General features: G+C 64.1%; 11 protein-coding genes. 10 read left to right on the plus strand and 1 reads right to left on the minus strand.

The features are described 5' to 3' along the window. Window positions 1–407: 407 nt before the first annotated feature. The 10 genes from H2O77_RS05805 to H2O77_RS05850 all read left to right on the plus strand — a co-directional run bounded on the left by H2O77_RS05805 (window position 408) and on the right by H2O77_RS05850 (window position 10,773). The gene (locus H2O77_RS05805) at window positions 408–2,024 is read left to right on the plus strand and encodes a cytochrome ubiquinol oxidase subunit I (RefSeq protein ID WP_215824141.1); all 1,617 of its coding nucleotides are present in this window, start codon (window positions 408–410) and stop codon (window positions 2,022–2,024) included. Between the two features lie 6 nt (window positions 2,025–2,030). Continuing rightward, the gene (gene cydB, locus H2O77_RS05810; protein ID WP_215824142.1) at window positions 2,031–3,164 is read left to right on the plus strand and encodes a cytochrome d ubiquinol oxidase subunit II; all 1,134 of its coding nucleotides are present in this window, start codon (window positions 2,031–2,033) and stop codon (window positions 3,162–3,164) included. Window positions 3,165–3,284: 120 nt separating this feature from the next. After that, on the plus strand, window positions 3,285–3,386 hold the full coding sequence (gene cydX / locus H2O77_RS05815) for a cytochrome bd-I oxidase subunit CydX (protein WP_024951692.1): 102 nt from the start codon (window positions 3,285–3,287) through the stop codon (window positions 3,384–3,386). A 60-nt stretch (window positions 3,387–3,446) separates the two neighbouring features. Then, window positions 3,447–3,752: a cyd operon YbgE family protein gene (locus tag H2O77_RS05820; RefSeq protein ID WP_082388798.1), complete on the plus strand. Its 306-nt coding sequence runs from the start codon at window positions 3,447–3,449 to the stop codon at window positions 3,750–3,752. A gap of 486 nt (window positions 3,753–4,238) precedes the next feature. Continuing rightward, window positions 4,239–5,369: a glycosyltransferase family 2 protein gene (locus tag H2O77_RS05825; RefSeq protein WP_240548725.1), complete on the plus strand. Its 1,131-nt coding sequence runs from the start codon at window positions 4,239–4,241 to the stop codon at window positions 5,367–5,369. After that, window positions 5,359–5,793, plus strand: a complete 435-nt coding sequence (locus H2O77_RS05830; RefSeq protein ID WP_159055771.1) for a GtrA family protein — start codon at window positions 5,359–5,361, stop codon at window positions 5,791–5,793. Before H2O77_RS05825 ends, H2O77_RS05830 begins: the two co-directional genes overlap by 11 nt. Then, window positions 5,790–6,989: a hypothetical protein gene (locus H2O77_RS05835; protein WP_215824143.1), complete on the plus strand. Its 1,200-nt coding sequence runs from the start codon at window positions 5,790–5,792 to the stop codon at window positions 6,987–6,989. The genes H2O77_RS05830 and H2O77_RS05835 overlap by 4 nt, the downstream gene beginning before the upstream one ends. Further along, window positions 6,964–7,659 (plus strand): hypothetical protein, encoded by a 696-nt coding sequence (locus H2O77_RS05840; protein ID WP_215824144.1) that lies wholly within the window; start codon window positions 6,964–6,966, stop codon window positions 7,657–7,659. Before H2O77_RS05835 ends, H2O77_RS05840 begins: the two co-directional genes overlap by 26 nt. 288 nt (window positions 7,660–7,947) lie before the next feature. Beyond that, complete coding sequence (locus tag H2O77_RS05845) at window positions 7,948–8,787, plus strand: mechanosensitive ion channel domain-containing protein (RefSeq protein ID WP_225347778.1); 840 nt, start codon at window positions 7,948–7,950, stop codon at window positions 8,785–8,787. 144 nt (window positions 8,788–8,931) lie between these two features. Next, window positions 8,932–10,773: a glucosyltransferase domain-containing protein gene (locus H2O77_RS05850; protein WP_153635386.1), complete on the plus strand. Its 1,842-nt coding sequence runs from the start codon at window positions 8,932–8,934 to the stop codon at window positions 10,771–10,773. Between the two features lie 143 nt (window positions 10,774–10,916). On the opposite strand, the gene putP is transcribed toward H2O77_RS05850, so the two are convergent. Beyond that, entirely contained in the window at window positions 10,917–12,398 is a 1,482-nt protein-coding gene (putP, locus tag H2O77_RS05855) for a sodium/proline symporter PutP (RefSeq protein ID WP_153635387.1), read from the minus strand. Window positions 12,399–12,691: the final 293 nt, after the last annotated feature.

Consider the following 12,691-nt stretch of genomic DNA (forward strand, 5'->3'; position numbering starts at 1 on the left):
GCGGCTGGCGGCGCTTGGGTGCGCCAGTCGGTCGCAGCGTGGTCCAACGTCGCAGTGTGGTCGATGGTCGCAGCGCGCGCAGGGGTGCGCAGAGTCAGCGTTGAGATGGCGCCAGGCCAGCGATGCCCGCCGCTCCAGCATCCATGCGGCTTGCAGAGGAGTTGTCCAGTGACCACAGGCACTTGGCGGAGGTGGCGGGTGCGACATCCGCCCGGTGAGTGCGACAACCTGACATCTGGAGACTGGCGCGGGAGGGTAGACAATGCCGACCAAGGTCTTGGTGCCACGGTGCCATTGCCTGTGTGCTTGCCGGCGAGAGTCGGCCTGATGTGTCCGTCCGACGTCGGTGGCAAGCGCATGCAGGGACGGCAGCCTGACCGTCCGCCTTATCGCAAAGGGGTTAAGACATGATCTCCGATACCGTCGTGGAGCTGTCGCGGTTCCAGTTCGGCATGACCGCGCTCTACCACTTCCTGTTCGTACCATTGACCATCGGCATGGCCTTCCTGCTGGCCATCATGGAATCCCTGTATGTCATGACCGGCAAGCAGGTCTACCAGGACATGACCAAGTTCTGGGGCAAGCTGTTCGGCATCAACTTCGCCCTCGGCGTGGCCACTGGCCTGACGATGGAATTCCAGTTCGGCACCAACTGGGCCTACTACTCGCATTACGTCGGCGACATCTTCGGTGCGCCGCTGGCCATCGAGGGCCTGGTGGCCTTCTTCCTGGAATCCACCTTCGTCGGCCTGTTCTTCTTCGGCTGGGACCGCCTGACCAAGCGTCAGCACCTGATGGTGACCTGGCTTGTGGCCTTCGGCTCCAACTTCTCGGCGCTGTGGATCCTGATCGCCAACGGCTGGATGCAGAATCCGGTCGGTGCGGCCTTCAATTTCGAGACCATGCGCATGGAGCTGACCAGCTTCGCGGATGTCATCTTCAACCCGGTCGCCCAGGCCAAGTTTGTGCATACCGTGTCGGCAGGCTATGTGACCGGCGCCATGTTCGTGCTCGGCATCAGCGCCTTCTACCTGCTCAAGGGCCGTGATCTGGGCTTTGCCAAGCGCAGCTTCGCCATCGCCGCCGCCTTCGGTCTGTTCTCGGTGGCCTCGGTGATCGTGCTGGGCGATGAGTCCGGCTACGAGGTCGGGGATGTCCAGAAGGCCAAGATGGCCGCCATCGAGGCGATGTGGGAAACCGAGCCGGCGCCGGCGTCCTTCACGCTGATCGGTCTGCCCAACGAGGAGACCCAGCACACCGATTACGGCATCCATATTCCCTATGTGATGGGCCTGATCGGCACGCGCTCGCTGGATACCGAGATTCCCGGCATCAAGGAACTGACCGAGGAGCACCGCGGACGCATCCTCAATGGCATGCAGGCCTATGACCTGCTCCAGCAGCTGCGTGATGGCCAGGACGACATCGCGACCCGCAAGGCCTTCGATGCGGTCAAGGATGATCTCGGTTACGGCATGCTGCTCAAGCGCTACGTCGAGACGCCCTCCGATGCCACGCCGGAGATGATCGACAAGGCCGCCGCCGACTCGATTCCGCCGGTCGCGCCGATGTTCTTCTCGTTCCGCATCATGGTCGCCTGCGGCATGGCGATGCTGGTGATCTTCATCGCGGCGGTGTGGATGACCGCCAAGCAGCGCTTCGACGTGCGGCCCTTCCTGTGGGTCTGCCTGCTGTCGATCCCGCTGCCGTTCATCGCCGTGGAAACCGGCTGGTTCGTGGCCGAATTCGGGCGTCAGCCGTGGGCGGTGGGGGAGATTCTGCCGACCTTCATGGCGGCCTCGAGTCTGGATGAGTCCGATCTGTGGTGGTCCATCGGTGGCTTCCTGGCCTTCTACAGCCTGTTCTTCGTCATCGAGATGTGGCTGATGTTCCACTTCGCGCGCAAGGGGCCGTCTTCCCTGCACACCGGTCGCTATCACTTCGAGCGCGGCGGCATCCACCATGGCGCCATGTCCGAAGATGACGGCATGTCACTCAATCCTTCGCTGTCATTCAAGGAGTAACGGATCATGTGGGATTACGAGATCCTCAAGCTGTTCTGGTGGGTGGCGGTAGGGCTGCTGCTGATCGGCTTCGTCATCACCGATGGCATGGACATGGGCGCGGCGATGCTGATGCCGCTGGTCAGCCGCAATGACAGCGAGCGCCGCGTGGTGATCAATACCCTGGCCCCGCACTGGGATGGCAATCAGGTATGGCTGGTCACCGCCATCGGTGCGGTGTTCGCGGTGTGGCCGGTGGTCTACGGCGCCGTGTTCTCAAGCTTCTATTTCGCGATGCTGACCATCCTGTTCTCGCTGTTCTTCCGTCCGCTGGGCTTTGACTATCGCTCCAAGCTCGAGAACACCCAGTGGCGTGGCTGGTGGGACCGCGGCATCGTCGCCGGCAGCCTGATCCCCACCGCCTTCTTCGGGCTGATCTTCGGCAACCTGCTGCAGGGCGTGCCGCTGGAAGTCGATCAGTTCATGCGTGCCAGCTACGCCGGCAGCTACCTGGGCCTGTTCAACCCCTTCGCTTTGCTGTGCGCCGCGCTGTCCATGGTGATGGTGATGCTGCATGGCGGCACCTGGCTGGTGGCGCGTGCCGATGAGGCCGTCGCCGCACGCAGCGCGCGTCTGGTGCAGCCGCTGGGCCTTTTGACGCTGGGGCTGTTCGCACTGGGCGGCCTGTGGGTGTGGCTGTCCGGCATGGGCTACAGCATCGATCAGATGGGCGATACCGCCTCGGCCTTGAAGCTGCTCGACAAGCAGGTCGGGCCGGGCAGCTGGCTGGATGTCTACGCGCGTGAGCCGTTGACGCTGCTGGCACCGCTCAGCGCGGTGGTCGGTGTGCTGGCCGCGATGGTGCTGTCGGCCCGGCGCAAGGGCGGCGCGGCCTTCACGGCAAGCTCCGTCGGGGTAGGGGGAGTGGTCGCCACAGCGGGCATCAGCATGTTCCCGTTCATCGTGCCGTCCTCACGCATGAGCGAGGCCAGCCTGACGCTGTGGGATTCCGTTTCCAGCGAGCTGACGCTCTCCATCGTCACCGTGGCGGGTCTGGTGATGGTGCCGACCATCATCCTCTACACCACCTGGTGCTACGTGAAGATGTGGCGTCGCGTCACCGTCGCGCATATCGAGCAGGACGGCCACAGCCTGTATTGAGGTGCGCTGGGCTGATCTGACCTGAGTTGAGCTGGCCTGAATTGAGTTGAGCTAGCTGAGACAATTGCTCCCATTTGCTATCAACAGGCGAGGGCACTGCCCTCGCCAGGAGACAACACCATGTGGTATTTCGCCTGGATTCTCGGTGTGTTGCTGGCCTGCTTCGCGGGCATCATCAATGCATTGTGGCTTGAGCAGACCCACACCTTTGACGATGATTGAGTAAGGCGGCCCCCCAACGTTACTTCTGCGCCGCTGACCGTTCCGATCAAGGAGAGCTCGATGTCACGACCCTGGTACGCCTCACGACCACCGGCCTGGTGCCGAACTCGACCTGCCCATCTGGCCTCGCTGCTGCTGTCTGCCATGGTGGCCATCTGGATGCTGCTGGGCCCGGATGCGATAGCCTCGATGCAGACAGGGCCGCGCTATCTGATGTTGCTGGTCGCGCTGTGGGGGCTGGGCGCCGGCTTCACGCATGGCGTCGGCCTGGTACCGCGCCATGCGACCCGCGCCTGGCTGCTGGGGGCGCCGCTGAGCTGGTGTCTTTTGCTCATCACGCTGGTGACCCTCGCGTCCAGCCAGTAACGCGATTGCGCAGGCTCTATTCATTACATCAACAAACACGGCCGCTCCCTGGAGCGGTCGTGTTTGTTTAGGGCTAAGGGCATGGCTTGCGAGCCCTTGAGTGATTCAGGCTTTACTTGTTGAGGCCGCAGGCTCTATAACGCAGCGAGGTGGCGTCGCGCTCATTGACCCGCGCAGACCGCTCTCACAAGCCCTCGTAAACCCTCGCAAGCCCTTGCCGATGTCTGGCGCTGTGCGGAGCTTTTCACGGATTCTTGCAGCTGGCAGACCGGTTCGCATTGTCCGCCATCCGCATTGACGCTGCGTTGTATTCGTCGCCCTCGGCCCCAAGAGGTAATGGAGCGGAGGGAGGAGAGGCGCCGATCGAGAGCGGGAGAGTGTCTGGTAAGCCGCTGGTGCAGCACCTGTGTCCTCTTCACTCTCACCTTGTCAGATGATGATGCCCTGGCGTGCATGAATGACGGGGCTCTCGATGGAGGAAATACCATGCGGTCCTCAGCTGATGCATCCTGCGGCCAGACGTCTGGCCGGCAGTCCTCGTCCTCGTCGGGGCACATTCCCCGCGACATGTCGCGCCGCCTTTCCGGTGATTGGGTCTTGTCATTGGTGGTACCGGTGATGAACGAGGAGGAGACCATCGGTCTCTTTCTGGAGGCCATCGAGAAGACCCTGGGCTCGCAGGTGCCGCATCTTGAAGTGCTGTTCGTCGATGATGGCTCAACCGATGGCACCCTGGCGTGTCTGGAGGCCGCGGCGGCCGGCGATGCCCGCGTGCGCTACCTGAGTCTGACACGCAACTTCGGCAAGGAAGCGGCCATGTCCGCCGGCATCGAGCAGGCGCGTGGCGATGCCATCGTGCCGATGGATGTCGATCTGCAGGACCCGCCGGAGGTGATCCTCGAGTTCATCAGCCAATGGCAGGCCGGCTACGACATGGTCTATGGCGTGCGCGCCGCGCGTAATGAAGACACCGCCACCAAGCGCAAGACGGCAGGCTGGTTCTACCGCGTCTTCAACCGCCTGACCTTCACCGAGATACCGCGCGATGCGGGTGACTTCCGCCTGCTGGACCGCCGTGTCGTCGAGGCGCTGCGGCGCCTGCCCGAGCGCAACCGCTTCATGAAGGGCCTGTTCTCATGGCCCGGCTATCGCTCGGTGGGTGTCACCTATCAGCGCCCGTCGCGCACGGCCGGTACCACCAAGTTCAACTACTGGAAGCTGTGGAATTTCGCCCTCGATGGCGTGGTGAGCTTCTCGACCTGGCCGCTGCGGGTCTGGACCTATATCGGCAGTGTCGTCGCCGCTCTGTCCTTCCTCTATATCCTGGTGATCATCAGCAAGACGGTGCTGTTCGGCGCCGATGCGCCGGGCTATGCCTCACTGATGGTCGCGATCCTGTTCTTCGGCGGCATGCAGCTGATCTCGATCGGCGTGCTGGGCGAATACCTCGGTCGTCTGTTCATGGAAACCAAGCAGCGTCCGCTTTACCTGATCGACCATGACAGCCTGCACGACAGCCCGCCGGGCAGCGTGTCACCGGACAGGGGCCTCGACAGCGGCCTGAGCACTGCGCGAGTCGTACGCGGTGCGGCGCGAGGTGAATCACTTGAGCGCTGATCGTGAGGGCGTCAGCGAGTCCGACAGGCCAGTCACTGCCCGCGCCAGGGAGGAGGCGGGCACCGCGACCCGCTTCGGGCTGGTCGGGCTGGCCGCGACGGGCGTGCACCTGGGCGTCGCCGCCTTGCTGCTGTTCCTGTGGCCGCAGCTCAATGAATTCATCGCCAATATCATTGCCTTCTGCGTCGCCTTTCAGGTCTCGCTGGTCGGCCATCGCCGGCTGACCTTCAAGCGCCAGGGCAGTGCCTGGCGTTTCGGACTGGTCGCGGCGGGCGGCTTTGCGCTCAACAATGGCCTGTTGGCACTGCTGATGCAGGGGCTGGATCTGTCGGGCTTCGTCGCCATCGCGATCGCCACGCTCTCGGTGCCGATCGTGACCTATCTGGCCTCACGGCTGTGGGCCTTCAAGGAAGACCATGCATGAATGACAGCGTCACCGCAGGGCCGCGCTCGACGCTGGGGGAGCGCCTCAAGACATTGGCAGCCGAGACGCCGCCCCCCTTTGAGGCACTCGCGCGGGCGCAGGCCGTGCGCATTCCCTGGGGGCATATCCTGCTGGCATTGTTGGTGACACGCGCCGTCTGGCTCGCCATCGCGTTGTGGGGCGATCACAGCTATCTGCACGCCATGGCGCAGTTCGACGGCAGCTGGTTCAAGGGCATCATGACGCGCGGCTACGATGTCGAGGCGCGCGGCATGAGCGATGGTGACGCCGCCAATTGGGCCTTCTTCCCGCTCTATCCGGCGCTGCTGTGGCTGGTGACACTGGGCGGCCAGCTGGACCCCGAACTGATGGGCGTGCTCCTGAGCAATGCCTTGCTGGCCGTGGCGCTGGGGCTGGGCTGTCGCTATCTGGCCATCACGCGTCCCGGCGCGCCGTTGCTGCTGTTCGTGTGGCTGGCGGCCAGCATGCCGTACAGCTTCTATTTCAGCGCACTCTATTCCGAGTCACTGTTCTGGCTGCTGTGTCTGGCGTCATTGATCGACTGGCGCTGTCAGCGCACTGGCCGCGTGATGCTCTGGACACTGCTGTTGTCGATGACCCGCGCCACCGGGGTGTTCTGGGTCATCGCGATGGGAATCGAGCTTGTGGCGCGCCTGCGCCTGCGCGCCTTCGCCGAGCTGTGGCGGCGGCCCGATTGGCTGCTGATCGGCGTGGTGGGGCCCTTGGGGCTGTTCCTGTTCATGGCGCTGCTCTATCACCGGACGGGTGACGCGCTGGCCTTCAGTCATGTGCAGATTTCCTGGGGCCGTGAGATGGGCAATCCCCTCACCAACCTCATTGAAGGGCTGAGCTACTGGCAGAGCGCGCCGGAGACGCTGCGCCCGGCGTGGCAGGCGAGCATGGCGCTGGTCGGTGTCGGTCTGATCGGCTGGCTGGGCGTGCAGCGGCGCTGGCTGGAGATGGGGCTGGCGGGCTTCACGCTGTTCGTACCGCTGGCGACCGGGCTGGACGCCATTCCGCGCTACATGATCGGCATGCCGGTGTTCGTGCTGGCCCTGCATGACCTGCTCACTCGTCTGCCACGCACGCTGGCCTGGGGCCTGGTCATGCTGGGTGCGCTCGCTAATCTCTGGCTGGTGGAGAACTGGTATGACACCGTCTTCTGGCTCGTCTGATGCCCTGTATGGCGCGCCACGGCCACGGCGCAGCCAGCGGATCTGGTGGCTGCTGGCCACCGTGGTGGTGCTGGCCTTCGAACTCACCCTGCTGTGGCTGGCGCGCACGCCCAGGGTCGATGATCACTATCGGCGCTACTTCATCGAGCATGCCACCACCTGCTATCGACCGATGGGCGAGGTGCCGGTACTGACGCCCGGTGAGCGCTACCCCGTCCGCAAGGGCGAGCCGCTGGGCAATTGCGGCGTGCTGTGGGCCGGTTTCTACTCGCCCCAGCCAGACGTGCCGGTCAGTGCGCGGCTGGCGGAGGTCACCTTGCGCCTGCGGGTCGCGCCCGAGGTCTCGCCGGCAGGCTCGCAGGCCGTGGTCGTGGCGCTTGAGCTGTCACGTTTCCCGGATTCGGCCACCGCGCTGCCGGTGGAAGTCATGATCGGAGAGCAGACCGTCACGCGCTGGCCGGTGGGCGGTAATTATGAGCGCTTCGAGGTCGAGGTGCCCGCCGCGCTGATCGCGAGCGATGGCAGCTTCAGCCTGACCCTCAAGGGGCCGCCGCCCATCGCGCCGCGTGATGCGGGCCTGGATGCCAACAAGTTTCCCGTGGGCCTGCGTCTGGACGCACTGACGCTGCGCTCACCGCTGGGACTGACGCCCGCTCGGGCGCAGCCCTGACCTACGCCCTGGATTGAAGGGTGCCTTGAATTGAAGTGCGCCCTGAATTGAGGAATTGCGTGATGGATACCGTGATGAATGGCGTGATGAGCGCAGAGCAGGGCACGCGGCCCCGAGCGCAAGAGCACTGACGTGACGCCGATAGTCAGGTAAATTGTGTGCGCGTGAATACCCAATGATCCGTTCGGCCGAGTGTCAGTGCGTCCCCGGCGCGCGCCTCGTGCCCTATAACGATAAAGCACCCGGTGGTCTGCTGACCGCCACGCAAGGGATGCTCAAGGAGTTGTCGTGGAATTTTTGAATGCCATCCCCATGGATACCAGTCAGCTGTTCGAGATAGGGCTGCAATGGGGCGGAACCCTGCTGTCGGCGCTGGCCGTGCTGGTCTTCGGCATGTGGGTCGCCAAGCGCCTGACCCAGTGGGCGACCTCGCTGCTGCACCGCAAGAGCATGGACGAGGCGGCGGCCGGTTTCGTCGGCCAGATCGCCTACGCCATCCTGGTGGTCATGGTGCTGCTGACCGCTCTGGACCAGATCGGTGTCGATACCACCTCCATGATCGCCGCGCTGGGTGCGGCGGGTCTGGCGATCGGTCTGGCGCTGCAGAGCTCGCTGTCCAATCTGGCCTCCGGCTTCCTGCTGGTCACGCTGCGTCCGTTCAAGAAGGGCGATTACGTCGAAGCCGCCGGCACCTCCGGTAGCGTCGATCAGATCACCATGCTGCAGACCCGCCTGGTGACGCCGGACAACCGCAAGGTCACCGTGCCGAACTCCAGCGTCATGTCCAACACCATCACCAACTACTCGGCGCTGCCGACGCGGCGTCTGGACCTGGTGGTCGGTGTCAGCTATGACGACGACATCCGTCAGGTCAAGGCGGTGCTCGAGGAGCTGGTCGCCGGTGACGAGCGCATCATGAAGGAGCCGTCCTACCTGATCGCCGTGTCAGAGCTGGCCGACAGCTCGGTCAACTTCAACTTCCGCATGTGGTGTCAGGCCTCCGATTACTGGGCGCTGAAGTGGGACATGACCGAACGCATCAAGCTGACCTTCGATGAGCGCGGCATCAGCATTCCCTATCCGCAGCGCGATGTGCACTTCCATCAGGCCAGCACGCCGGCCGAGTAACTTTTGCATCACGTAGGCATGTCGACAACGCCACCCTCGGGTGGCGTTTTTGATGGGCTTTCGTCGGGGCATTCCATCGCGCCCCGAGTCAGGTACTCTCGACGTCATCCGTCCTGGGTATCGTTCTGATCGGGAGTCCAGTGCATGACAAGCTCGCAGCCGTTGTCCCAAGCGTGTGATGCCGCTGATGCCAGGCGGCGTCAGGCATGGCGCATTCTGCTTGCCAGTCTCGTGGTGATCGGGCTCGGGCTTGTGCCACTGATCGCCACGCGCGCGCTGTATCTGGATGACATGAGCCGTGCCCTGGATGGCTATTACGGCTGGATGCTCAATGCGCGCCCGGCCGCCGAGGGCATCATGCGCCTGCTGGGCTTTGGCGATGTGCTGGTCAATGTCGCGCCCTTGCCGCAAATGGCGGCCTGGGGGTTGGCGGCGAGCATGGCGCTGGCCTGGTGGCGATGGCTGCCGGGGCTCTCGCTGGCGGGCTGCGTAGTGGGCAATGCGCTGATCTGGCTGACGCCCTTCACCCTGCAGAATTTCAGTTACGCCTTCGACAGCCTGCCGATGAGCGTGGCGCTGGCCAGTGCCACACTGGCCAGTCTGGTGCTGCGTGCTGGCGGGAAAAGCGGGGCAGAGGGAGAGCAAGGCGGAGGGATAAGCGAAGGGCGAGGCCCATGGCAAGTCTGGCAGCCACCGCTGAGCGCCTTGCTGCTGTTGTTGCTGGCGCTGTGCTGCTATCAACCGGCCCTGAATGCCTTTCTGGTGCTGAGCCTGCTCGAAGCCCTGTTCGCGGGCGCCGTCAGCACGTCACTGTGGTCGCGCTGGCGGATGCTGTTGCAGCGTGGGGCGCTGGCCGCCGTCGCCTTGCTGCTCTATCTGCCCATCACGCGGCTGCTGGTGGCGGGGGAGTACAGTCAGCAGCATGGCCAGATGCTGCCCTTCGCCGACCCTCAGGCCTTGCTGGCAGGGATCGAGCACAACCTGAGCGTGGCGCTGGGCGCGCTGCGTGAGGGGCTGGGGCAGGTCACGTTGTTGCTCAGTCTGGCGCTGCTGGCCGGGGCAGCGCTGTTGCGACTCCTGCCTCGAAGCGTGCCTTTATGTCATGCAGAAGCCGCTGGCGCGCCCGAGGGCAGGTCTCGCTCGGCGCGCCAGCTATCGCTGCAGCGCATGAGCTGGGCCCTGTGGGCGCTGCTGCTGGTTCCCGCCCTGTGGGGGCCGATGCTGTTGCTGGCCGAGCCGGTATTTCATTCGCGCACCCTGATCGCCTGGGGACCGCTGTTGGGCGGTGCCCTGATGCTGGCACTGAGTGTGAGTGTGAGTGTGAGAGAGGGCGCGAGCGCGGAGGCAAGCGCAACGCCGAGCATGACAGAAACGGCCAACACGCAGCGCAAGTCACCTGGCTGGCGGGGTCTGACGCAGTGCCCTTTGAAGCCGTGTCTGTTGATCGTCGCCGGCCTGTTGCTGGTGCGCCATGGGGTGATCTTCGCCGCCTGGAGCAATGCGCTGGGCGCCCAACAGGCCCATGAGACACAGCTGGCGCGCACTCTGGTGGCTCAGGCGCGGGAGCAGGGCCTGCCGCTGGACTCGCCCCGTGACGCCGAGCGCTACCAGCCGCGCGATGCCTTGCCGGTACTGGTGCTGGGCGAGGCGCCAGTGGCGCCGCTGGCGCGGGTCGCTCGCCAGCAGGCGGCGGCCGTGGGCCAGAATCTGGTTGCCGCCTTCACGCCTGACAACTACTGGGCCGTGGTGCGGCTGCGCCTGGCGGGCGCCAGCGCGGTGACCTTGCTGCGCGATGAGGCGCTCAAGGCACGCCTGCAAGCGCGATCGCCCTGTGCGCCGGGCGATGCTGTCAGTCAGGCCTCCGATCAGCCCACCAGCCAGCCCTCAGCTCCTTTATCAGTTCTGTCGCAAGTGCCGTCGCCAGCGCTGTCACTGCAAGAAGGAGTCTGGGTAATCGATTTCCGCAAGCCTCGCCAATGTGATTAGGACATATGAGAGAGCCATGACAGCCAGAGTCAGTGAGGACAAGTTGCCAGGAACGACAACGCCGCCCCGAGGGGCGGCGTTGTCGTATTGCCGATATGAGCGGCAATAGGTACAGGCTTCAACAATGTGTTGTCACACCTCGATCAGGCGTGGTTCTCGACCTTGTCGAATTCCGTGGTGATCTCATCAGCCGGTGCTGCGCTCATGATGCTGGCCACGTAGATGGCGATGTAGGCGAAGATGACGCCCGGCACGATCTCGTAGAGATCGAAGATGCCACCGGAAAGCTGCTTCCAGACCACCACGGTCACGCCACCGACGATGATGCCGGCCAGCGCGCCGAAGCGGTTCATGCGGCGCCAGTACAGCGACATGATCAGCGCCGGGCCGAAGGCGGCACCGAAGCCGGCCCAGGCGTAGGACACCAGACCCAGCACGCTGGAGTTCGGGTCCAGCGCCAGGATCCAGGCGATGATGGCGATACCGACCACCGCGAAGCGACCGACCCACACCAGCTCGGACTGGGTCGCATCCTTCTTGAACAGCGCCTTGTAGAAGTCATCGGCCAGAGCAGAGGACGATACCAGCAGCTGGGAGTCAGCGGTGGACATCACGGCAGCCAGGATGGCGGCCAGCAGCACGCCGGCAACCGCCGGGTGGAAGATGAAGTTGACCATGACCATGAAGATCTTCTCGCTGTCGGCCAGGTCCTTCGGCACGTAGACGAGACCCAGCAGGCCGATACAGATGGCCGCGAACAGACCCAGTGCAGACCAGACGACGGCGATGGTACGGGCCGCGCCGATGTCCTTCTCGCTGCGGATGGCCGCGAAACGCGCCAGGATATGCGGCTGACCAAAGTAGCCCAGGCCCCACGCCAGTGAGGAGACGATGCCGACCAGGGTCAGCGCTTCGCCGGTGGAGGCGTCACGGAACCATTCCAGCAGCAGCGGGTTCTCGGCAGTGATGCGCGAGGTCGCTTCTGCCACGCCACCCATGTCGGTGAGTGCCACGATGGGCACCACGATCAGGGCAACAGCCATCATCAGACCCTGGATGAGGTCAGTCCACGACACGGCGAGGAAGCCGCCGAAGAAGGTGTAGGACACGATGGCGATGGTACCGACGGTCACGGCGATGGTGTAGTCGAGGCCGAAGACGGTCTCGAACAGCTTGCCACCTGCCACCAGACCGGAGCTGGTGTAGAAGAGGAAGAACAGCAGGATGAAGACGGCCGAGATGACGCGCAACATCTTGGAGTTGTCGCGGAAGCGCTTCTCGAAGTAATCCGGCAGGGTCAGCGAGTCGCTGGCGACGAAGCTGTAGATACGCAGGCGCTTGGCGACGATCAGCCAGTTGAGCCAGGTACCGGCCAGCAGACCGATGCCGATCCAGGCAGCGGACAGGCCGCTGAGGTAGGCAGCGCCGGGCAGGCCCAGCAGCAGCCAGCCGGACATGTCAGACGCACCGGCGGAAATGGCGGATGTCCAGGGGCCCAATGAGCGGCCACCCAGGATGTAATCCGACATGTTGGAGGTGCGCTTGTAGGCCAGCAGGCCTATGCCGAGCATCACCGCCAGATAGATAGCGAACGTGATGAGTATGGTGGGGCTGTTATCGACCATCGTGGAGTAAATCCTTTGCATTTATTGTTGTCGGACGGCGAGCGTCGTGATGATTCACTGCCAGTGACGGTTCCTGTCAGACCGTCGCCGGGAGTCCTGCGTCATGCATCGAACGTCCTTCGAGGGCCATGTCGCGGCGGCTCTCGCAAGTTCCTGCCAATCTTGTACGTTCAGACTAGCGCATAAACGAATCTTCTGACGTTCGTCCGTCCCCGCATATTGCCGTCGAGTCAAAAGGGGAAACGGCAACGGACACCGCAGGGCACGAGCATGAGGGGCCAGTCGCTGGCGAT

This window comes from Cobetia sp. 4B (genome assembly GCF_018831605.1).
In the GTDB taxonomy this organism is placed as follows: domain Bacteria; phylum Pseudomonadota; class Gammaproteobacteria; order Pseudomonadales; family Halomonadaceae; genus Cobetia; species Cobetia amphilecti.